This is a genomic window from Polynucleobacter acidiphobus (assembly GCF_003065385.1).
Taxonomy (GTDB): domain Bacteria; phylum Pseudomonadota; class Gammaproteobacteria; order Burkholderiales; family Burkholderiaceae; genus Polynucleobacter; species Polynucleobacter acidiphobus.
On the sequence record NZ_CP023277.1, the window covers coordinates 1,596,118 to 1,616,878 of the forward strand.

General features: G+C 49.3%; 23 protein-coding genes. 5 read left to right on the forward strand and 18 right to left on the reverse strand.

Features of this window, described 5'->3' with window-relative positions; translation table 11 throughout:
• Positions 1-6 precede the first annotated feature (6 nt).
• Genes AOC32_RS08325 through AOC32_RS08355 form a run of 7 tightly spaced genes read right to left on the reverse strand, consistent with a single transcriptional unit; the run spans position 7 to position 6,478 of the window.
• Positions 7-1,206, reverse strand: coding sequence for a 5-(carboxyamino)imidazole ribonucleotide synthase (locus AOC32_RS08325; RefSeq protein ID WP_108509013.1), 1,200 nt, complete (start codon positions 1,204-1,206; stop codon positions 7-9).
• A 21-nt stretch (positions 1,207-1,227) separates the two neighbouring features.
• Positions 1,228-1,716, reverse strand: a complete 489-nt coding sequence (gene purE / locus AOC32_RS08330) for a 5-(carboxyamino)imidazole ribonucleotide mutase (RefSeq protein ID WP_108509014.1) — start codon at positions 1,714-1,716, stop codon at positions 1,228-1,230.
• A gap of 60 nt (positions 1,717-1,776) precedes the next feature.
• Positions 1,777-2,670, reverse strand: coding sequence for a phosphoribosylaminoimidazolesuccinocarboxamide synthase (locus tag AOC32_RS08335; protein WP_407675542.1), 894 nt, complete (start codon positions 2,668-2,670; stop codon positions 1,777-1,779).
• A gap of 2 nt (positions 2,671-2,672) precedes the next feature.
• Positions 2,673-4,109, reverse strand: a complete 1,437-nt coding sequence (gene pyk, locus AOC32_RS08340; RefSeq protein WP_108509016.1) for a pyruvate kinase — start codon at positions 4,107-4,109, stop codon at positions 2,673-2,675.
• Positions 4,110-4,111: 2 nt separating this feature from the next.
• Positions 4,112-5,323, reverse strand: coding sequence for a phosphoglycerate kinase (locus tag AOC32_RS08345; protein ID WP_199908502.1), 1,212 nt, complete (start codon positions 5,321-5,323; stop codon positions 4,112-4,114).
• Between the two features lie 49 nt (positions 5,324-5,372).
• Positions 5,373-5,720 carry an AzlD domain-containing protein gene (locus AOC32_RS08350; RefSeq protein ID WP_108509017.1) on the reverse strand — a complete coding sequence of 116 codons (348 nt, stop codon included), beginning with the start codon at positions 5,718-5,720 and terminating at the stop codon, positions 5,373-5,375.
• On the reverse strand, positions 5,717-6,478 hold the full coding sequence (locus AOC32_RS08355) for an AzlC family ABC transporter permease (RefSeq protein ID WP_108509018.1): 762 nt from the start codon (positions 6,476-6,478) through the stop codon (positions 5,717-5,719). Before AOC32_RS08355 ends, AOC32_RS08350 begins: the two co-directional genes overlap by 4 nt.
• A 130-nt stretch (positions 6,479-6,608) precedes the next feature.
• On the opposite strand from AOC32_RS08355, the gene AOC32_RS08360 reads away from it, so the two are divergent.
• Genes AOC32_RS08360 through AOC32_RS08375 form a run of 4 tightly spaced genes read left to right on the forward strand, consistent with a single transcriptional unit; the run spans position 6,609 to position 9,237 of the window.
• Positions 6,609-7,544, forward strand: a complete 936-nt coding sequence (locus tag AOC32_RS08360; protein WP_108509019.1) for a branched-chain amino acid transaminase — start codon at positions 6,609-6,611, stop codon at positions 7,542-7,544.
• The gene (locus AOC32_RS08365; protein ID WP_108509020.1) at positions 7,541-7,738 is read left to right on the forward strand and encodes a zinc-finger domain-containing protein; all 198 of its coding nucleotides are present in this window, start codon (positions 7,541-7,543) and stop codon (positions 7,736-7,738) included. The genes AOC32_RS08360 and AOC32_RS08365 overlap by 4 nt, the downstream gene beginning before the upstream one ends.
• A 25-nt stretch (positions 7,739-7,763) precedes the next feature.
• On the forward strand, positions 7,764-8,798 hold the full coding sequence (gene waaF, locus AOC32_RS08370; protein WP_108509021.1) for a lipopolysaccharide heptosyltransferase II: 1,035 nt from the start codon (positions 7,764-7,766) through the stop codon (positions 8,796-8,798).
• 7 nt (positions 8,799-8,805) lie between these two features.
• Positions 8,806-9,237, forward strand: coding sequence for a nuclear transport factor 2 family protein (locus AOC32_RS08375; protein ID WP_108509022.1), 432 nt, complete (start codon positions 8,806-8,808; stop codon positions 9,235-9,237).
• Here AOC32_RS08375 and AOC32_RS08380 read toward each other — a convergent pair.
• Positions 9,234-10,886, reverse strand: coding sequence for a M48 family metalloprotease (locus AOC32_RS08380; RefSeq protein WP_108509023.1), 1,653 nt, complete (start codon positions 10,884-10,886; stop codon positions 9,234-9,236). The genes AOC32_RS08375 and AOC32_RS08380 overlap by 4 nt on opposite strands.
• 23 nt (positions 10,887-10,909) lie before the next feature.
• Between AOC32_RS08380 and moaC the strand changes: the two genes are divergently transcribed.
• The gene (gene moaC, locus AOC32_RS08385; RefSeq protein ID WP_108509024.1) at positions 10,910-11,386 is read left to right on the forward strand and encodes a cyclic pyranopterin monophosphate synthase MoaC; all 477 of its coding nucleotides are present in this window, start codon (positions 10,910-10,912) and stop codon (positions 11,384-11,386) included.
• A 21-nt stretch (positions 11,387-11,407) separates the two neighbouring features.
• Here the strand turns inward: moaC and AOC32_RS08390 are convergent, their stop codons facing one another.
• The 10 genes from AOC32_RS08390 to AOC32_RS08435 form a co-directional block, all read right to left on the reverse strand.
• Entirely contained in the window at positions 11,408-11,911 is a 504-nt protein-coding gene (locus AOC32_RS08390) for a pilin (RefSeq protein WP_108509025.1), read from the reverse strand.
• A 97-nt stretch (positions 11,912-12,008) separates the two neighbouring features.
• A complete protein-coding gene (locus AOC32_RS08395) occupies positions 12,009-12,716 on the reverse strand; it encodes a TerC family protein (RefSeq protein WP_108509026.1) in 708 nt (235 codons plus the stop codon).
• Positions 12,717-12,794: 78 nt separating this feature from the next.
• Entirely contained in the window at positions 12,795-13,688 is an 894-nt protein-coding gene (sucD, locus tag AOC32_RS08400) for a succinate--CoA ligase subunit alpha (RefSeq protein ID WP_108509027.1), read from the reverse strand.
• A 27-nt stretch (positions 13,689-13,715) separates the two neighbouring features.
• Positions 13,716-14,882 carry an ADP-forming succinate--CoA ligase subunit beta gene (gene sucC, locus AOC32_RS08405; protein WP_108509028.1) on the reverse strand — a complete coding sequence of 389 codons (1,167 nt, stop codon included), beginning with the start codon at positions 14,880-14,882 and terminating at the stop codon, positions 13,716-13,718.
• A 152-nt stretch (positions 14,883-15,034) separates the two neighbouring features.
• Positions 15,035-15,532 (reverse strand): recombination regulator RecX, encoded by a 498-nt coding sequence (recX, locus tag AOC32_RS08410; RefSeq protein ID WP_108509029.1) that lies wholly within the window; start codon positions 15,530-15,532, stop codon positions 15,035-15,037.
• The gene (recA, locus tag AOC32_RS08415) at positions 15,532-16,626 is read right to left on the reverse strand and encodes a recombinase RecA (RefSeq protein WP_234409737.1); all 1,095 of its coding nucleotides are present in this window, start codon (positions 16,624-16,626) and stop codon (positions 15,532-15,534) included. Before recA ends, recX begins: the two co-directional genes overlap by 1 nt.
• A 187-nt stretch (positions 16,627-16,813) precedes the next feature.
• The gene (locus AOC32_RS08420; RefSeq protein ID WP_234409849.1) at positions 16,814-17,350 is read right to left on the reverse strand and encodes a DUF2878 domain-containing protein; all 537 of its coding nucleotides are present in this window, start codon (positions 17,348-17,350) and stop codon (positions 16,814-16,816) included.
• 10 nt (positions 17,351-17,360) lie between these two features.
• On the reverse strand, positions 17,361-17,918 hold the full coding sequence (locus AOC32_RS08425) for a DUF3833 domain-containing protein (RefSeq protein ID WP_108509032.1): 558 nt from the start codon (positions 17,916-17,918) through the stop codon (positions 17,361-17,363).
• Positions 17,919-17,938: 20 nt separating this feature from the next.
• Positions 17,939-18,508, reverse strand: coding sequence for a chalcone isomerase family protein (locus AOC32_RS08430; RefSeq protein WP_159074928.1), 570 nt, complete (start codon positions 18,506-18,508; stop codon positions 17,939-17,941).
• Between the two features lie 109 nt (positions 18,509-18,617).
• Complete coding sequence (locus tag AOC32_RS08435) at positions 18,618-20,759, reverse strand: sodium:solute symporter family protein (RefSeq protein WP_108509034.1); 2,142 nt, start codon at positions 20,757-20,759, stop codon at positions 18,618-18,620.
• Positions 20,760-20,761: the final 2 nt, after the last annotated feature.

Genomic DNA, 20,761 nt, shown 5'->3' on the forward strand with positions numbered 1-20,761 from the left:
CCAAATTTAAGGATCAATCCCTAAATGCTTGGCAACCTCAGCACAGGCCCGCTTTGCTTCCTCAATGGTATGGCCCAAACAATTGATATGGCCCATTTTGCGCCCAAGCTTGGGGCTAGCTTTGCCATACAGATGCAATTTAGCACTAGGATGATCCAACACTTGATTCCAGGGGGGTTCTTGAGTTATCCCAGAACTAAACCATGCATCACCCAAAATATTGAGCATAGAGACATTGGTCAGCAGACGCACATCTCCTAAGGGCAGGCGTGCCATGGCTCTTACTTGTTGCTCAAATTGACTGGTTACACAAGCGTCCATGGTGTAATGCCCTGAGTTATGGGGCCTTGGCGCAATCTCATTAACGATCACGGTTTGATCATTCAACACAAAGTACTCCACACACAAAACGCCGACATAGCCCATTTCTTCTGCAATCAACTGACTGGCACGAATGATTTTAGGTACTAAGCTCGCTGGAAGAGATGGGGATGGAACGGTACTGGTATGCAAAATCCCATTTCGATGTACGTTCTCCGAGATCGGATACGCAACGCATTGCCCGTCATGACCGCGCACTACCAATGCTGAAACTTCAAATGCCAGCGGCATCCGTTTTTCAAGTACGCAAGCCACACGACCTAAATCCTGCCAAGCCTTAGCTAAATCATTACGTTGATGAACAGTGACCTGTCCCTTGCCGTCATAACCCAAGCGCGCGGTCTTTAAGATCCCTGGAAATAAATGATCGGGTAGCTGGGCAAGATCACCTTCTGAACGAATCACTGCATAAGGAGCTGGACCAATCCCGGAGAGGCCTTGGCATTGTTCCAAAAACTGCTTTTCCACAATTCGGTCTTGTGCGATGGAAACACAAGCACCGCGCGGTGCCACAAAGATCCCTTGTGCTTCAAAATAATCCAGGGTCTTGGCGGGAACGTTCTCAAACTCAGTACTAATGGTCGCACAAAGTGCTGCCATTTCATGCAATGCGGTTGCATCATCGTAATTGGCGCAAAGATGCTTCTCCGCAACAGCGCCTCCCGGACTCAAAGGGTCTGGATCCAAAACACAAACCTTATAGCCTAGCGATTGCGCCTCGTGCACAAACATCCGCCCCAATTGACCGCCACCCAAAATACCAAGCCATGCCGGTGGAAGAATTGCGGATTGATCCTTCAAATTAGTACCTTGCGATGAACTCATTATGCGTTTGGATTGGGCAACTTAAGGCAACTTCATTGCGCGGGCAGCTTGGGTTTGCTCCGCACGAAACGCGTGCAATTTTTTAGCCAGCTCCGGATCTGAATGCGCCAACATGCCGACGATATGCAAAGCTGCATTTGCTGCACCTGCCTCGCCAATCGCAAAGGTTGCTACTGGAATGCCTTTAGGCATCTGCGCGATTGAATACAAAGAATCCTCTCCTCGCAAATACTTGCTGGGAACAGGCACGCCCCACACCGGCACAATCGTTTTGGATGCCAGCATTCCGGGCAAATGAGCTGCGCCGCCTGCTCCAGCAATGATGGCTCTCAAGCCCCGCGCCTGCGCAGATTCAGCGTAGGCGAACATTTCGTCGGGCATGCGATGGGCAGACAGCACTTGTTTTTCATAGGCAATCCCAAAATGCTCAAGCATCTGAACTGCATGCTGCATCGTATCCCAATCGGAATTGGATCCCATTACTACGCCTACGATGACCGGACTCGTCATGAAAACTCCAAGAATCTCAAAGTTGTATTATCGCAGTCTTTATGGGGGTCTAGGCACCCATTACTGGGTTAGGCGCTGCCAGGCTTCACGGTATTTTTCGGCAGTTTTCTGAATAATCTCATCGGGCAAATGAGGAGCGGGTGCCGCCTTATTCCAAGGTTGGCCTTCAATCCTGACGGACTCGAGCCAATCACGTAAAAATTGCTTATCAAACGAGGGTGGATTGGATCCGACTCGATAGGTGTCAGCAGGCCAAAACCGTGAAGAGTCAGCCGTTAGGATCTCATCCATTAAAACTAGCTGTCCTTTAGCATCCAAACCAAACTCAAATTTTGTATCGGCAATGATGATTCCGCGCCGACGCGCGTAGTCTGCCGCTTCGGTATACAAACGAATACTGGTGTCCTTAATCTTTTTGGCTAACTCACTTCCAATGCGACGTTCAACCTCGGCATAAGAAATATTTTCATCGTGATGCCCCATCTCTGCTTTGGCAGCAGGAGTAAAAATAGGCTCTGGTAGTACTTGCGCATTTTGCATTCCCTTGGGCAAGGCAATTTCACAAACAGAACCGGTCTCTTGATAGTCTTTCCAGCCACTACCCGCTAAATACCCCCTGACAACCGCCTCAACTAAGATTGGCGTCAAGCGCTTGGCAACTACAGCCCGACCACGCACTTGATCAATCTCAGATGGGTCAACTACGGTCGCAGGATCAACACCGGTCAAGTGATTGGGGATGACATGGGCCAAATGAGAAAACCAAAAATTACTCATTTGATTGAGTACAACACCTTTCTCAGGAATGGCTTCCTGCATCACCACATCGAAGGCGGAGATACGATCACTCGTAATCATTAATAAATGATCCTGATCGATCGCATAAACATCGCGCACCTTACCTCGCGAGACTAATGGCAGCGAGGAAATTGAAGTGGTGTGTAATGCATTCATGATTAACGAACTTTAATAATTTTCAAGGTATTGGTGCCGCCAGGCTGATCCATTGGCTCACCGATCGTTAAAACAATCGTGTCACCTGATTTCACAACCCCTAACTTCTTTAAACGCTCTTCAACCTGCAGCAAAGCGACTTCACGATCAGCTCCTTTGCCAATACTAAAAGGCCTGACATTGCGATACGTGCTTAAGGCGCGCTGGGTTTCCACGCGACTAGTCAGTGCGAATATGGGCACTCGAATGTTATGTCGACTCATCCAAATCGGCGTTGAGCCAGAGTCAGTCAAAGCCGCAATTGCTGTGGCGTTGAGATGATGAGCTGTAAAGAGTGCACCAAGTGCGATCGCTTGATCAATCCGTTCAAAGCGCTGGTCCAAGAAGTCTGTGTCCAAGTGAACCACTTCGGATTTTTCTGCTTCGATGCAAATAGCAGCCATCTGCTCAATGGTCTTCACTGGGAACTGGCCGGTGGCTGATTCTGCTGAGAGCATCACCGCATCGGTGCCATCCAATACCGCATTCGCTACATCGCTCACCTCAGCGCGAGTGGGTACTGGGGCACTAATCATCGACTCCATCATTTGGGTCGCAGTGATCGTAAATTTATTGGCATCCAAGGCCATTCGAATCATGCGCTTTTGCAATGCAGGTACTGCCGGATTACCAACTTCAATTGCCAAATCACCACGCGCCACCATGATGCCGTCGCTCTCATCAATAATGCTTTGCAGGGCTTCGGTAACGATCGCCTCGGCACGTTCGACTTTTGCAATCAGGCGGGCTTTGCCCTTGCCATGCTTCGCACTGGCAGCATCGGCTAACTTGCGGGCATAAGCCATATCGGCCCCATCCTTGGGAAAGCTAATCGCTAAGAAATCAATCCCCATGGAAATCGCAGCATCTAAATCAGCAATATCTTTCTCGGTGAGAGCGGGTGCTGTTAAGCCGCCGCCAGCACGATTAATGCCTTTGTTATTCGATAAAGGGCCGCCGCTCTCTACCCGGGTGTAAATTTCTCCACCCTTGACTTGGTCGACTACTAAGACAATCAAACCGTCATTGAGTAAAAGTCGATCACCCGCCTCTACATCGTTGGGTAAATTTTTGTAATCCAGTCCCACCCGCTCTTCATTACCAAGCTCACAGTTGACGTCCAAAATGAAGCGAGCACCCTCTTGAAGAATGACTTTTCCATTGGCAAACTTACCCACCCGAATCTTCGGGCCCTGCAAATCAGCCATGATGCCCACTTCACGATCAAGCTCTTTCGATATCTGACGCACCAGGTCATAACGTGCCTGATGATCAGCAACGGTTCCATGTGAAAAATTAAGACGAACCACATTGAGTCCCGCACGAATCATGTCACGCAAGACCTCGGGCTTCTCGGACGCAGGCCCCAGCGTGGCAATAATTTTGGTAGCTCGTTGCATGATTACTCCTTCGCGCGCTCTGCAAGCACGGCAAATGCAGGTAGGGTTTTGCCCTCAAGAAACTCCAAGAACGCCCCGCCTCCGGTTGAAATGTAGTCCACTTGATTCTCGATGCCGTACTTTGCAATGGCGGCCAAGGTATCCCCACCACCAGCAATCGAGAATGCTGGTGAGTGGGCAATGGCTGCTGCAATCATTTTGGTGCCGCCTCCAAACTGATCGATTTCAAATACGCCTAAAGGGCCATTCCAAACAATCGTGCCGGCATGCGCCAACATCATCGATAGTTGTGCGGCTGTTTTGGGACCAACATCCAAAATCATGTCGTCTGGCGCCACTTCGTCGACAGGCACCCGATTGGCTCTGGCTAAAGGCGATAACTCATTGGCAACCACCACGTCCTCAGGAATTGGCACGCGTGCCCCACGCTTTTCCATGAGCGCAATAATTTCTTTAGCTTCATTCACCAAATCTGGCTCAGCCAGCGACTTACCAATATTGATACCTTTAGCCAATAAAAAGGTGTTGGCAATCCCGCCACCAACAATTAATTCATCAACTTTCTCGGCGAGCGACTTCAGAATGGTCAATTTAGTTGATACCTTAGAACCCGCCACAATGGCAACCAGCGGCCTTCTGGGTTCTGCTAATGCTCGACTCAAAGCATCGAGCTCAGCAGCCATTAGAGGGCCAGCACACGCGACCTTAGCAAACCGGGCAATACCATGCGTTGTGGCTTCAGCGCGATGCGCCGTGCCAAATGCATCATTGACGTAGACATCGCATAAGGCAGCCATTTTTTTGGCTAATTCATCCGTATTCTTTTTCTCACCCACATTGACCCGACAGTTTTCCAAAAGAACCAGATCGCCTGGGTTCAGTTCAAAACCACCGTCAACCCAATTGCTAATTAATGGAACCTTACGATTTAAGATCTCCGCAATGCGATGGGCAATTGGTGCCAAACTATCTTCCGCCTTAAACACTCCTTCGCTAGGCCGACCCAAATGAGAGGTCACCATCACCGCTGCTCCGCCATCCAAACACATCTGAATCGCCGGGATCGATGCCCGAATCCGCGTATCTTCGGTAATGTTGCCAGCCTCATCTTGAGGGACGTTCAAATCAGCACGGATAAATACCCGTTTACCTCTGAGCTGACCAGATGCTGCGAGATCGCTAAGGCGCTTTACATGAAGCAAAGTGGTGGACATAGACGATTAATTTTGGAGAAATTAGAGTATTTGAAGTGGGAGTTCCATTTTAGAGCCAGTAACGCACCAAACTAAACACCGTCATACCTAAAATAAGGGTTGGCAGCATCTGACGAGTCCAGAAGTAGGCCAAAAAACCTGCTAATCCACCCCAAAGATTGGGGGATTTCCAGTCCATTTGACTAATTTCAGCTGCTCCAGGGGGCAAAATCAGCTCAGGTGCCACGATGCCCACAATCGCCGCTAAGGGTGCATAGCGAATCGCTCGCAGAACCAACTCGGGCACCTGAACCCGTGCGCCCAAGAACACAAAGAAAGCCCGGGTTAAAAGGGTCACGAGGGCCATCCCCCCAATCAGTAAGGCAATCTCAAAAGAGCCTAAGGAGTCTGGCCTCATCGCATTGCCTTGGGTGAGCGGTCGGCCAAGATTCCAACTATGATGGCTGCCAAAATGGCAACCGTCAAATTCAGCTTGAGCGGCAAGCTATAGGTCAAGATAGCAACAATCGCGGCAACAATTGCTGCCCAACGGGCTGCTCGATGATCCAGCATCGGGACAATCACCGCAATTAAGGCCAAGGTCCCGGCAAACTCCATCCCCCAATCATCCGGAATTTGACTTGCCCCTAGGATGCCTAGAATCGAACCAACCTGCCAAATGCCCCAATTGCCAGTGGCAAGCCCATACATGAAGTAAGTGCGGTAATACGAATCGTTCTTCCGCTCGGACACCGCTTGCACCTCGGGAAAACGGCTGGTGTACATCAAGTACCCAAAATCCGCTGTGAAATACCCCAAGATGGCTCTGCGCCAAGCGGGTAAATGAGAAAAGTGAGCTTGCACGCCAATGCTAAAAATCACAAAACGCAAGTTCACGATGAATGCGGTGATCAGAATCGTAAAGACTGAAAATCCTGCCCCAATCAGCGGAAGTGCGGCAAGCTGAGCGGAGCCCGCAAAGACGAATAAAGTCATCCCCAGCGCCTGCTCGGTTGTCAGGGCCGATTTACCCATCGCTAACCCGGTCACCGCGCCCCAGCTAAAGATAGCAAGAGCCGAGCGTGACATGGTTTTCAGCCCATCACGCCAAGCGGATTGCTGTTGCTGGTTCCAGCCCGAGTAAGGTAATTTAGCAGTCAGGCGAGCGAAATCCATAGATGGGCTGATTATAGAAAGCCCGGCCAATTAGGCGGCAGACCAAGCGATTCCTCTGCTCTACAATAAGCTTCTAGGGCTAAATTGCATAAACAATCTGCAAGCCCGCCACAACATAAAGGTGCTAATGATGTCGATGTCTGACCGCGATGGAGTTATTTGGTTCGATGGCAAGATGGTCCCCTGGCGGGATGCCAATATTCATGTGCTAACGCATAGCCTTCACTACGGGATGGGTATCTTTGAGGGCATTCGTGCCTACAAGACCGAAAATGGCACGGCGGTGTTTCGCTTGGCCGAACATGTCAAGCGCCTCTTTAATGGCCTAAAGATTTTTCAGATGAAAATCGAGTACACCGAAGAGCAAATCGCCCAAGCCATTCTTCAAGTCGTGCGCGATAACAAACTGGCCTCGTGCTATATCCGCCCCATTATTTTTATTGGCTCAGAAAAATTGGGTATTTCGCCAACGGGCAATAAAGTGCATACGGCTATTGCAGCCTGGCAATGGGGTGCCTACCTTGGCGAAGATGGCATTAACAAAGGGATTCGGGTCAAAACCTCATCCTTTACCCGTCACTTCGTGAACTCTTCCTTAGTTCGCGCAAAAGCCTCTGGTTACTACATTAATTCCATCTTGGCACATCAAGAAGTGGCCGCTAATGGCTACGATGAGGCCCTCCTATTGGATACCGAAGGCTATGTCTCTGAGGGTTCAGGCGAGAACATGTTCATGGTACGCAATGGCATCGTCTTCACCCCTGATCTCGCGTCCTGTCTTGATGGCATTACCCGAGACTCGATCATCCGCATTGCCAAAGACCTAGGATTTGAGGTTCGAGAAAAACGCATCACCCGTGATGAGGTGTACTCGGCCGATGAAGCCTTCTTTACCGGCACCGCAGCTGAGGTAACCCCAATTCGTGAGCTGGATGATCGAACCATTGGCGATGGCAAACGTGGTCCGATTACCAAACAAATTCAGGATGTCTTTTTCGATACGGTATATGGTCGTAACGATCGTTATCGTGCTTGGTTAACCACTGTCAAATTTAGATTGCTATGAGTGATTTAAACGAACTGAATGCGGTCATGGTTCACGGCAATGACTTGCCGCTGCATTGTCCAACCAAAGATACTCCCGCCTGGAACTATCACCCACGTGTTTTTCTGGATATTTTGGCTACCGGTCAGGTGAAATGCCCCTATTGCGGCACTGAATACCACTTGATTACTGGCACCGAACCCCACGGCCACTGATATTGGCCCGAAACGGGGCTACGCTATGCCACGCATCCTCGTTATCGCCCCACATTGGATTGGGGATGCGGTTATGTCCTTGCCGCTCATCACCCTCATTCATACCAAGTTTCCCAATTGCAGCATCGATGTCCTGTGCACCCCATGGGTAGGCCCTATCTATCGCGCCTGTCCTGCAGTTAAAACAATCATTGAGCGTGATTTTCAGCACGGCGCCCTGCAGTGGAGCTTACGACGATCGACCGCGCGCGAACTAAAGAATCAAGGTTATGACATAGCATTTGTTTTGCCAAACAGCATGAAGTCAGCACTTATTCCATGGCTTGCAGGCATCCCAAAACGGATTGGCTACCAAGGTGAGTTTCGCTTTGGCTTGATCAATGTTTCGCTGCCCAATCCATCACGCCATGCGCGTACGCCCATGATGGAGCACTATGCAAAATTATTGGGTGGCGCGCTAGATCAAGCAAGCAATCTTCAAAATCTGCCATTCCCAAAATTAAGTATTGATCCAACTCTTGCCCAATGGGCAGCTAACAAGATCGATCAGATCGGCGGTAAGCCTCTTTATGTATTTGCTCCTGGCGCCGAATACGGCTCTGCAAAGCGCTGGCCAACAAGTCACTTTGCGCAATTGGCAAACCAGATTTTGGAGGGCAACCCCGACTCAAAAATTATTATTCTAGGCAGCCAAGCCGATCATGTGCTCGGCCAAGAAATTGTGCAATCTGCCAATCGATCTGATCGCATCCACAACTGGTGCGGTGCGATTCGCTTAGACCAATCGATGGCACTCATCGCACAATGCACATCCCTCATCAGCAACGACTCGGGTCTTATGCATATTGGTGCAGCTCTCTCGATTCCACAAATTGCTATTTTTGGTTCGAGCAATCCCAAGCATACGCCGCCCTTATCCCAAAAAGCCCAAATTATCTGGCTCGGATTAGACTGCAGCCCCTGCTATCAACGCACCTGCCCACTTGGGCATCTCAATTGCCTCAATCAGATCGATTCGCAACGCGTCTACAGTATGCTTACACCATTAAAGGCCCAATAAATAGCTTATGCCGCGCTTTGCACGACTCTTTCAGAACCCCGATGAGGTGATTGACGCCTGGCGTGAGACCCTGCGGCAAGGGGATGTCGAAGGAGCCCTTGCCTTGTGGCTCGATGACGACTCAATTACTTGTGTTCTACCAGAAGGTAATCGCTTAAGCGGTCATGCGGAGATTCGTGCGGGGCTCGAGCGGATGCTCGCAAGGCCTCTCTATTTAGAACCAATCGCTTGCATCGAGCACATCACCGTGAGTGCTGCAGTGTTTGATTCAATGGAAGCTGTCTATTTTAAGAATAAGCAAATCGAAGCCGACTTCATGATTAATATCACCTTGGTCCTCATGCAAGACGGCAAAGGCTGGCGCATTGCCCATTTACATGCCAGTCGTTCGCACGATGATGACTTTGAGTTTCCGAGCGATCAGCACGAGCTGCACTAACTCTTTTTTTGCTCTTTCTGCTCTTCGCGGTATTGATTCTGAAACACGCGCAATCGCGCATCAATCACTGATCCCAGATAAAAGTCATTACCGGCGGCCGAGCGTGCAATTTTGAGCTGCTCAATCGCTGATGGCCAAGCCCCTTCGGTGGCAAACTTCTCCGCAAGTGCGTAATGCCGCAAACCAATCTTTTTGTCTTGGTCATACGCACGCGCCAATAAATCCCACCAGATCGTCTCATTCGGCTGTGCTTTAGTCTTGGCTCGCAACAGAGCAATCGCCTCATTAGCCCGACCCAAACGCAGTTCCGCATTGACCGTCGCCACCGCTGCAGAAAATGAGAATGGATCTGCCTTGGCCGCATTTTGGGCATACTGCAAAGCCTCTTCAGGTCTACCTCGGGCAAGCGCTAACTCAGATGCCGTGTAATCAAACGATAAACTCTGACGCTGCACAGGTGAACCGGGTGCCAAGACATTTTGTGCCACGGCCCTAGCCTTTTGTAAAAAACCTTCAGCTTGATCAAAGCGCCCCTGGCGTTGAGCAACCAAAGCTAAGCCATAGAAGCCTTCCATTTGCTTTTCGGGGGCAGCTTGTTTACTCAAACTCTCAAATAAATTACGCAAATCAAATAAGCCACTGGTACTTCCACTCTGCTCGACGCGAGCTCTAGCTTTAATGAGATAAAACTCGAGCGCACTGGGTACCCGATTTTGTGCAACGGTCCTCGCCCGGTCTTGCATATCGGCAATTCGGTCGGTGGTTAAGGGATGGGTGCGCAAATACCCTGGCACACCACTATCCATGATTCCATAAGCCTTTTGCAATCGCTGAAAGAATGCGGGTGCGCCATTCACATCGTAACCACTCGCTTGCAAGATCTGAAAACCAATGCGATCGGCTTCGCGTTCTGCATCCCGCGAGTACGAGAGTTGATTCTGAATCGCAAGCGCCTGACCGCCGGTGATCAGGCCAGCAGCAGCACCGGGATTACTAGCCGCTGCCAATGCTCCAAGCACAATGCCAGCTAAGGCAATGATGGAGTTCGTGCCCTGGCGCTCTAAAGAGCGCGCTAAGTGACGTTGCAATACATGACCAATCTCATGACCCATCACCGAAGCAACCTCTGAATCGGTCTCCGCAGCAATTAAGAGCCCCGTATGAAAACCAATAAATCCACCGGGTAATGCAAACGCATTAATCGATGGGTCTTTCACCGCAAATACCTCGTAGTCATACGCCGCGCTGCCTTGGGCATTCGCTCCACCGAGTTGCAAGCGTCGTGCCGCTTGCATCAGCCGCCGCTCCATCGAATTAAGGTAATCGTAGATGGGCCAATCGTTTGAAAAATCCCGATCCCTACGAATCTCACGCATGATCTGCTCACCAATCTTGCGCTCATCTAAAGGGCTTAGAGCGTCCCCACCAGGATCGCCCATATCCGGCAAGACCAAGATGGGTTGGGATTGCAGGGTATTGCGGGAGGGTAAATTGGCTGAGCGTGCTTCCGGTGACTGAATCACCCGCCCAAGGTTCTCTTTGGCTGCGTTGTCTTGGGTGACCGATACCCCCGGCTGCTGTGCGAAGGAGGAGACACTTAAGACCCCGCTTAAGCACAAAGCAACGATTCGTTTTACTTGCTTCCCCATGCCTATATGGTAAAACCTCTTGTATGAACAAACTGACGCATTTTGATTCCAGTGGCCAAGCGCATATGGTCGACGTTAGCGATAAAGCGTCTACCCACCGGGTAGCCATTGCGACTGGCTGTATTCAAATGAATCCTAACACCTATGAACTGATTGAGTCGGGTGGTCATAAAAAGGGGGATGTCCTAGGTATCGCCCGAATTGCCGGAATACAGGCGGCCAAGAAAACAGCTGATCTCATCCCTCTCTGCCATCCAATTGCACTCACCCATGTAAGCATTGAGTTCCGATCCGATCAATCCAGCCACGCGATTTATTGTCAAGCCAGAGCCGAGACCACAGGGCCCACTGGTGTTGAAATGGAAGCGCTGACCGCCACCCAAATTGCCCTACTCACGATCTATGACATGTGCAAAGCCGTCGACCGTGGCATGGTCATGAGCGATATCAAATTACTTGAAAAGAGTGGTGGCAAATCAGGGGATTGGAAGGCGAGCTAAGCGCTCGCCCCAACTAGACGATTACTTACCCACGCGGCACTCAGCCGGCAAGAGCTTAGCGGGTAAGTTAGTTTGTTCCGATCGGCAGGACCAGCCACCCGACCAAGTAACTAAATTACTTTGTGACAGATCAATTGCGCGGGGTGAAGCAACATCTGGCTCATTGGTTGGAATCAAAATCAAACTGTTTTTGCCATCAGGCGCTACCGATGTTTGGTAATCAATGGCGATTGCCCCGCTTGGCAAGATCTCAATTTCTTTCACACTCCGCGTTGGGGTAAATGAAAAAGACTCTTGGGTAACCCGATCCATGGGGCTTGGTCCTTTGCTGGCGTATGCCTCGGTCACAGCCAATTTGGCACTCGAAGCTAGATTTAGTCCTTCTACCACTCGGCCACGAGCAATGTAATCCTGATACTGCGGCACAGCAACGGCAACTAAGATGCCGATAATGGCCACCACGACCATCACCTCAATTAATGTAAATCCCCGTTGATCGTCTTTGACTTCTTGATGTGTATGCATAAAAAATCCCCTCCTTGATGGACCTCTATCTTCGGACAGAAATCCATCGCAGAGGGGTTTATTGGTTGTCAGTAATCCTTGATTTTAATATCAGTGCTTACGCAGCTTTGGATTTACTTTTAGCACGACGCTTCATTAACTCACCAAAAGCCATCACAGCAACTGCGCCCGTGATACCAGCAATGGTGGAGTATCCGGCCATACCCTCGCCAAACTGCTTGACGATGGCAGGATCGGTCACCATCATGCCGCCAGCAATCCAGCCTAGAAGACCGGCACCCGCTGTCACAATCAATGGGAAGCGATCAATCAAGAACAAAACTACCTTACTACCAGCGATGATGATCGGCACAGAAACGATCAAGCCGAACACGACATAACCAATTTGATGGGATGCATCATCAACTTGTCCTGCGGCGCCAGCAATCGCCAATACGTTATCCAAGCTCATCACGATATCGGCAACGATGATGGTCTTAATTGCAGCAAACAACTTATCTGGAGCATCTAAGTTGTGCTCTTCCTCATCGTGCTGAACCATCAACTTGTAACCAATCCACAAGAGTAATGCGCCACCAACGAGTTTTAAGAACGGGATTTGTAGTAAGGTCACTGCAAACGCGACCAAGATGACGCGCAGAATAATCGCACCAGCGGTACCGTAAATGATGCCCTTCTTACGCTGATTTGGATGCAAATTACGACAAGCCAATGCAATCACAACAGCATTATCACCACCCAACAAAAGATCGATGATGATGATTTGAATCACGACCGACCAGTCAATCATTGCTAAAAATTCCATGTCTTCCTCTAATAGTTATAACTACTTACCCAAACACTTCGTTTCAACATCGCCTGCCATTACAACTGAATTCACAAACTAAATCATTGCTTTTAGTAAAGTCGCCATCTCAGAAGGGTTTTTGGTGACCTTAAAGCCACACTCTTCCATCACCGCTAATTTGGCATCCGCGGTATCAGCACCACCGGAAATCAACGCGCCCGCATGACCCATGCGCTTGCCTGGGGGCGCGGTCACACCCGCAATGAATCCCACAACAGGTTTTTTCATATTGGTCTTGCACCAACGTGCTGCCTCAACCTCATCCGGACCACCAATTTCGCCGATCATAATGACCGCGTCTGTCTCAGGGTCTTCATTAAACATTTTCATCACATCAATATGCTTTAAGCCATTGATGGGATCTCCACCAATGCCAACTGCAGTTGACTGGCCAAGCCCAATTGCAGATAACTGTCCCACAGCTTCATACGTTAGGGTGCCAGAGCGACTCACAACTCCAATGCGACCTTTGCGATGAATATGACCAGGCATGATGCCGATCTTGATTTCCTCAGGAGTAATCAAACCAGGGCAATTGGGGCCTAACAATAAGGTCTTCTTACCGCCCTTGGCTTCTTTTTGCAGCATCTTGTTGCGAACTTCGAGCATGTCGCGCACTGGAATGCCTTCGGTGATACAAATGACTAAATCTAGATCGGCCTCAACCGCTTCCCAAATCGCTGCGGCAGCACCTGGAGGTGGAACATAGATCACCGAAACCGTAGCACCGGTTTCTTTGGCAGCATCTTTAACAGTTCCAAAGATCGGAATCCCAAAAATCGATTCGCCAGCTTTTTTAGGATTGACGCCAGCCACAAAGCAGTTTTTACCGTTTGCGTATTCTTGGCACTTCTCCGTATGAAACTGGCCGGTCTTGCCGGTAATCCCTTGGGTAATAACGCGTGTATTTTTATTAATCAAGATTGACATAGTGATTTCCTCAAATTAGATGGTCGCTTACTTGCCTTGCACAGCCGCCACAACTTTTGTTGCCGCCTCAGCCATGGAATCAGCACTGATGATGGGTAATCCCGAGTCAGCCAAAATCTTTTTGCCTAACTCTTCGTTGGTCCCCTTCATCCGAACCACCAAAGGAACAGATAAATTGACTGCTTTACACGCAGTCACTACGCCATCGGCAATCACATCGCAACGCATGATGCCGCCAAAAATATTGACCAAAATAGCTTTCACACTCTTGTTTTTGAGCATGATCTTGAACGCTTCAGTTACTTTCTCTGCCGTTGCGCCACCGCCTACATCTAAAAAGTTCGCTGGCTGGCCACCAAATAATTTGATGGTGTCCATCGTCGCCATCGCCAAGCCTGCGCCATTAACCAAACAACCAATATTGCCATCAAGGGAAATGTAGGCAAGATCAAATTTAGATGCTTCAATTTCAGCAGGATCCTCTTCATCCACATCACGATAGGCCACGATCTCAGGATGGCGATACAGTGCATTTGAATCAAAGTTAAATTTCGCATCGAGAGCCTTGATATTTCCATTGCCCTCAAGAATGAGTGGATTAATTTCCACCAAAGATGCGTCGGTATCCCAATAGGTTTTGTAGAGATTTTTCAATACCTCACGAGCTTGGGCTTGTGAGCCCTCAGGAACACCGATACCTTTGCTGAGTTGATCGCACTGCGCATCGGTTAATCCAACTAATGGATCAACAAATACTTTAATAATTTTCTCAGGAGTCTTTTCTGCAACCTCTTCGATATCCATACCGCCCTCGCTCGAGGCCATCACGACCACTTTCTGGGTGGCGCGGTCGGTCAAAATTCCGAGGTAGTACTCTTTCTTAATATCAGCGCCGTCCTCAACTAATAAACGGCGTACTTTTTGTCCCTCGGGACCGGTCTGATGGGTTTTTAATTGCATACCCAAGATTGCGCTGGCGTATTGCTTCACTTCATCCATGCTCTTGGCCACTTTCACACCGCCGCCTTTACCGCGACCGCCCGCATGAATTTGCGCTTTCACAACCCAAACTGGACCGCCTAACTTCTTCGCGGCTTCAATTGCCTCATCTATGCTAAACGCTGGAATACCATTGGGTACCGGTACATTAAATTGGCGCAGAATCTCTTTGCCTTGGTACTCATGAATTTTCATAACAGCTCCTGGAATGATTAAATTTCAACGCCAGCGTGAAAAGCTATTTTCCTTGATGGGGCCCTTGGGTCATTGACCCAAATCAAGGCAAAAAAGGCTTAATACGCCCTCAAAAGACCCATAAGTCTAACATTTTCACTGCACCAAATTGGCTATTTCGAGGGGGTTCGACCACTAATTAGTCGACTGACAAGCTCTGGATGAAAGCCTTTTGAAACCAAGAAGCGGTACTGCTTAGCACGCTCCTTTGGATCTGAGGAAATTTCACCAAATTTACGGGCCCACAAGGCCTGGGCACGCTCAAATTCGGAGGAACTTAGCTCATGACTTAGCTCTGAAATCATGCTGGGCTCAATTCCGGCCCGCTGCAACTCATCAGCCACACGGCGCAAACCGAAGCGCTGACTGCGCCGTCGCACGAGGGCCTGAGCATACCGCTCATCAGATAACCAACCCCGGGCCTCAAAGTCATTCAAAACTTGGGTAATTTGCTCTTCAAGGTCGGCAGGAGGACTGTCATCTGCCTGACTGGATAAGCGTAGTAACTTTTGCGCCAGCTCATGACGGCTATATTCGCGTCGCGATAAAAGGCGCAAAGCCCGAGCTTTGAGACTCGGGCTTTGTTTAGAAGCGTGATCTGATCCTGGCATTAAGCGCTCGCGGATTCGATCTCCTCATCGTCTAGGGTCTCACTAATCAGGGTGCCGCCACTCTTAACACCGAGCTTTTGCCGAATCTTCGCTTCGATCTCCTTCGCAATCTCAGGATTCTCTTTTAAGAACTCGCGCACATTATCTTTACCCTGACCGATACGATCGCCGTTATAGCTATACCAAGCGCCCGACTTTTCAACGATCTCAGCCTCAACGCCCATATCGATAATTTCACCTTCGCGAGAAATGCCTGAGCCGTACATGATGTCAAAGATTGCTTCACGGAATGGTGGGGAAACCTTGTTCTTGACAACCTTCACACGGGTTTCGTTGCCGATCACATCATCACCCTTTTTAATGCTACCAATCCGACGAATATCAAGACGCATGGAGGCATAGAACTTAAGGGCATTTCCACCAGTCGTGGTTTCTGGCGAGCCAAACATCACACCAATCTTCATCCGAATTTGGTTAATGAATATCACCATGGAATTGGTACGCTTGATCGTGCCTGTTAATTTACGCAAGGCTTGGCTCATCAGTCGTGCCTGCAGGCCCGGTAATGAGTCCCCCATATCGCCTTCAATCTCAGCCTTTGGAACTAAGGCTGCGACCGAGTCGATCACGATTAAATCAATTGAACCTGAACGCACCAGCGCATCGGCAATTTCCAATGCCTGCTCACCGGTATCGGGTTGAGAGATTAATAGATTGTTGACGTCCACGCCCAACTTAGCAGCGTACTGCACATCGAGCGCATGTTCGGCATCGATAAATGCGCAGGTGCCACCGAGCTTTTGCATCTCAGCAACAGCATGCAGGGTTAATGTGGTTTTACCGGAGGACTCTGGGCCATAGATTTCAATGACGCGCCCACGCGCCAAACCACCGACGCCAAGAGCAATATCGAGCCCTAAGGAGCCACTTGATACCACCTGAATATCTTGATTAATTTCTGCGTCACCAAGACGCATGATCGAACCCTTACCAAACTGTTTTTCAATTTGAGCCAAGGCAGCCGTTAGTGCTTTTTGCTTCTCGCCACTCATCCCTGCAAACTCTGATGAGGCTGATTTTTTCTTGTCGTCCATGGCCATCCTTTTCTAGATATCGGTTCGGTTTTGCTTGCTTAATTGCTGAAATTCATACTGTACGCTTACTGTATATAAAAACAGTATTGTTTGCAAGTGGGTATTTCTGATTTATTGGTGCGATTGGCTTGATATTTGGTTAAGTAAGTACTTGTTTACTTATAAGTATATGATTTATATATAAATATTACTTTTCTTTAGCAAAGTGTAGAAATACCGGCATCGCCATTGCCCAAATAACAGCCAAGTAGATGAGAGCAAAAACCTGTGTCTCTGAGTTTGGCCAAGACGCTGCCCCAAGGCGCACTCCCGCTTCGTAGCACAGGGGCCCGGCAATCGCGCCCAATACCGCTGCCAAGCCATTTTTCCCTTGCAGCCAAGCCATCGACTCTTTCAGGGTGGTAGCAAAGACCAACCATAGCGCCCACATCCAAACCGGTGAAATTGCCGCAAATGGAAAATCCGATTCAAACCGAATCCAACCCAGTTGGACCAAAATCGTGTCAGCGATCAAGCCATAAATGAATACTTTGAGAAGCAGTTCATGTTCACTGCGGGCATTGCGATGTAACCAAAGATAAACCCCGATGCAAAGGAGTGCGATTGCAAGTGCTAAACCCAATTGATGGTGAGCAGCACCCAAGATGCAAGCAAACCAACCAAGCTGGAACAAAACAAAGTTCCAGATCTTGCGCCAAGTACCCCGAGTAATTGCTAAATTCACAATCTTCAATCTAGCGCTTATAGAAAGCCAAGGTAACTTCACCCAAATAAATACCAAACTTACTCATTTCGGCCTTATTGAGCATCACCTTATCGTCCATCAGATACATCCAATCATTAAATTGCACGTGATAGGTTTTACCGTCCACTGGCAAAGCCAAGGTGTAGCGCCAATTGAGCGCATTACCCGCTAACTCGCCTACCGCTTCGCCAATCACATCACTGGCTGTTCCACTATAACGGCCAGGGGCCACCTCGGTGAGTGTCCAAATGCGTTTTTGCTTAGTGCCATCGGAGTACACAAAATCTTCATCTAGAATGCCAACCTTTTTGCCATCCTTAACTTCCCATTTAGCTTTAATAATCACCTTAAAGCGTTTAACAACCTCGCCACTGCGATTGGTAAAGATTCCGTAGGCATCAATCTCACCGTTAAAGTAAGTGGCCAAATCCAATTTGGGGACCTCTTTGCTATACATTTGCACGCTTGGGCTTGAACAAGAAACCAAACCAAGGGATAGAACAGAAATCAAAGAAATGGCTATTAGACGCTTGAGTCTAGTGAACATAGTGAGCACCAAGTGAAGAATTAAGGGTTAGGACAGTTTGCAGCAATTAAAGCGGGAGGGCAGCGAGTCGCAATCAACGCGGAACGTAACTTCGGTACGCTGGTGCGCTCATCAAGCCAGATTCCAAAAAAGGCTTTAGCAAATGCGTCGCCAGGAATATCGCCAATGGGTTTGCCATTGTGTAAGAACAAGGTTCCGCGATCGGGAAGATGGATACCAACTAAGGTGTCACCCGAGGCAATATCGGGAAATAGCTTTTCAAGGCTTTGCAACCAGATCGTGCGCTGCTTCTCTGACACCCCCAAACGCGTCATCTCATCGATCGTGCGCTTGGCTAAATCAGCACCTTTAAAGGATCGAATGTAATGAATTTCCAAGGCAAAGCCATTTTGGCCTTTGGGATCAGCCACGTAATAGCGAGCATCGTAGACGTCAAAACCCCAAAATGTCAGTCGCCCCTGACCTTGCAGGCTGGCAGTCTCAATGTAGCGATAGACCGGGGATTTGGTACCGGAGGCACTCGCAAATACCCAGCTTGGCCCTAAAAGGGTGAGCACAAGGCAGAGGTTTAGGATAGGAGTCCAATTCATGCCACTTAGCATAGAGGAGTTTTGTGACCCTTGCACAAACCCCATTTTTCACGAGGAAGAATAAAAAAACCCGCTCCGAAGAGCGGGTTTCGAGAACCAACAATCTTGCTTAGTTTGCTGTGGTGTTCATGGTATCACCACGCAACGTTGGGTAACGCACGTGATCGACCAACTCCTGAATATCTTTACGTGGAGCTGGGGTTACCAAGCTCACCAAGATAATCACTGCAAAGCCAACCGGTACACCAAAGAGACCAGCAGAGATTGGCTGAATACCCCACCAGAGTTCAACTGGGGAAGTGACGCCAAAAATTCCGCGCATCCATGGTTGTGTTGTTGCCATGTAGTAGAAGGTAATTGCAAGACCAGCCACCATACCAAGGCAGGCGCCTGCTTTAGTCGCACGCTTCCAGAAAATACCCAAGGTAAGTGCTGGGAAGAATGAGGCTGCAGCAAAGGAGAACGCCGCACCCACTAAGAACAGAATATCTGCTGGTTTTTGAGCAGCTACATAAGCAGCGGCTAAGGCCACGAGCAACAACAAGGCTTTCGAAATCGCTACGCGCCGTGAAGCAGGAGCATTTGGATCGATCATCTTGTAGTACAAGTCATGGGACAAAGCGTTTGCAATGGTCAACAACAAGCCGTCAGCAGTTGAAAGCGCAGCAGCTAAACCACCCGCTGCCACCATTCCGGAGATCACGTATGGTAAGCCCGCAATTTCTGGGGTTGCCAACACGATGATGTCACCGCCAACTGTCATTTCTGCAAGCTGGAAGATACCGTCTTTATTGATATCAGCAACAGACAGGAGCGATGGATCAACCTTCGTCCATGCCGCAATCCACGCTGGTAGCTTATCAAACGGCGTTCCCACCAAGACCGTGAAGACCTCGTATTTCACCAAGACTGCCAGGGCAGGTGCAGTGAAGTAGAGCAAGAAGATGAAGAACAGCGACCAGGTCACAGACTCACGCGCAGCTTTCACCGATGGTGTGGTGTAAAAGCGCATCAGGATGTGTGGCAATGCCGCAGTACCTAACATCAAGCAGAAGATCAATGCTAAGAAATTGCGACGCGATGTATCAAATGCAGTGCGAGCTTTCTCGTCACCGTCTGGATTACCCGCAAACTGCTGTGCATGCCGTGGCATATTCGCTAACGGGTTCGAACGATTATTGGCGCTAGTGCGTTGTGCTGTCCACGCTTTCTTAGCAGCTTCCGCATCTTTTGGAACGGCAGCCAAAGCTTTTTCAGCAGCAGCAATTTCTTCAGCAGGCGCATTCGCTGCTTTCAGATCAGCCACTTTCTTCTCTGCAGCAGCCTTGTCAGCAGCTAAGGCGGCAGGCACGTCCTTTAACTTCTCAGCAAGTGCATCAGCGCGTGCTTTGAAAATTGCACGAACTTCAAGCTCTTTAGGATCCTTGATGAGCTCAGCTTCTTTAGCGGTTACCTTTTCCAACTGCTGACCATAGATCAGTTGTGGAATTGGGAAGCTAGTTTGCTTCACAGACAACCAAACCACTGGAATCATGTAAGCAATGATCAAGATGATGTACTGTGCAACCTGTGTCCAGGTCACCGCACGCATACCACCCAAGAACGAACAAACCAAAATACCAGCAAGGCCCATAAAGATACCAAGTTCAAATGGTACGCCAGCCAGACGGGTGGTAATCAAACCAACACCGTAAATCTGCGCAACCACGTATACGAACGAGACCAGAATCGCGGCCAAAATACCAATGAAGCGAGGCAAGTTACCGTCATAACGAGCGCCCAAGAAGTCAGGGATCGTAAATTGACCGAACTTACGCAGGTATGGTGCCAAGAATAGTGCCACTAAGCAGTAGCCGCCAGTCCCTCCCATAATGAAGGCTAAGCCGCCGTAACCGGTGAGGTACAGAGTACCTGCCATACCGATAAACGATGCTGCCGACATCCAGTCGGATCCTGTTGCCATACCGTTGTACACCGCAGGCACTCGTCGACCAGCTACATAATATTCCGCGGCTTCATTGGTTCGACTCATCACGCCGATACCGGCGTAGAGCAAAACAGTTGCGCCTAAGAAGATGTAACCGATCATTGCACGCGGCAATCCCATTTGCTCTAGGATTGCAAGCACAACGACGAAGGCTAAAAAGCCGCCGGTATACCAAGCGTAGACTTTATTTAGCTTCTTTTTAAAGTCGGCGTTACTACCACCGCCGCCGAAGAGACTTCCGTCACCAGGTGTCATTCCAGCCATGA

Coding starts and splice junctions, on each gene's coding strand:
- AOC32_RS08325 (WP_108509013.1), bottom strand. CDS start 1,206: ATGAGTTCATCGCAAGGTACTAATTTGAAGGATCAATCCGCAATTCTT.
- purE (WP_108509014.1), bottom strand. CDS start 1,716: ATGACGAGTCCGGTCATCGTAGGCGTAGTAATGGGATCCAATTCCGAT.
- AOC32_RS08335 (WP_407675542.1), bottom strand. CDS start 2,670: ATGAATGCATTACACACCACTTCAATTTCCTCGCTGCCATTAGTCTCG.
- pyk (WP_108509016.1), bottom strand. CDS start 4,109: ATGCAACGAGCTACCAAAATTATTGCCACGCTGGGGCCTGCGTCCGAG.
- AOC32_RS08345 (WP_199908502.1), bottom strand. CDS start 5,323: ATGTCCACCACTTTGCTTCATGTAAAGCGCCTTAGCGATCTCGCAGCA.
- AOC32_RS08350 (WP_108509017.1), bottom strand. CDS start 5,720: ATGAGGCCAGACTCCTTAGGCTCTTTTGAGATTGCCTTACTGATTGGG.
- AOC32_RS08355 (WP_108509018.1), bottom strand. CDS start 6,478: ATGGATTTCGCTCGCCTGACTGCTAAATTACCTTACTCGGGCTGGAAC.
- AOC32_RS08360 (WP_108509019.1), top strand. CDS start 6,609: ATGTCGATGTCTGACCGCGATGGAGTTATTTGGTTCGATGGCAAGATG.
- AOC32_RS08365 (WP_108509020.1), top strand. CDS start 7,541: ATGAGTGATTTAAACGAACTGAATGCGGTCATGGTTCACGGCAATGAC.
- waaF (WP_108509021.1), top strand. CDS start 7,764: ATGCCACGCATCCTCGTTATCGCCCCACATTGGATTGGGGATGCGGTT.
- AOC32_RS08375 (WP_108509022.1), top strand. CDS start 8,806: ATGCCGCGCTTTGCACGACTCTTTCAGAACCCCGATGAGGTGATTGAC.
- AOC32_RS08380 (WP_108509023.1), bottom strand. CDS start 10,886: ATGGGGAAGCAAGTAAAACGAATCGTTGCTTTGTGCTTAAGCGGGGTC.
- moaC (WP_108509024.1), top strand. CDS start 10,910: ATGAACAAACTGACGCATTTTGATTCCAGTGGCCAAGCGCATATGGTC.
- AOC32_RS08390 (WP_108509025.1), bottom strand. CDS start 11,911: ATGCATACACATCAAGAAGTCAAAGACGATCAACGGGGATTTACATTA.
- AOC32_RS08395 (WP_108509026.1), bottom strand. CDS start 12,716: ATGGAATTTTTAGCAATGATTGACTGGTCGGTCGTGATTCAAATCATC.
- sucD (WP_108509027.1), bottom strand. CDS start 13,688: ATGTCAATCTTGATTAATAAAAATACACGCGTTATTACCCAAGGGATT.
- sucC (WP_108509028.1), bottom strand. CDS start 14,882: ATGAAAATTCATGAGTACCAAGGCAAAGAGATTCTGCGCCAATTTAAT.
- recX (WP_108509029.1), bottom strand. CDS start 15,532: ATGCCAGGATCAGATCACGCTTCTAAACAAAGCCCGAGTCTCAAAGCT.
- recA (WP_234409737.1), bottom strand. CDS start 16,626: ATGGACGACAAGAAAAAATCAGCCTCATCAGAGTTTGCAGGGATGAGT.
- AOC32_RS08425 (WP_108509032.1), bottom strand. CDS start 17,918: ATGTTCACTAGACTCAAGCGTCTAATAGCCATTTCTTTGATTTCTGTT.
- AOC32_RS08430 (WP_159074928.1), bottom strand. CDS start 18,508: ATGAATTGGACTCCTATCCTAAACCTCTGCCTTGTGCTCACCCTTTTA.
- AOC32_RS08435 (WP_108509034.1), bottom strand. CDS start 20,759: ATGGCTGGAATGACACCTGGTGACGGAAGTCTCTTCGGCGGCGGTGGT.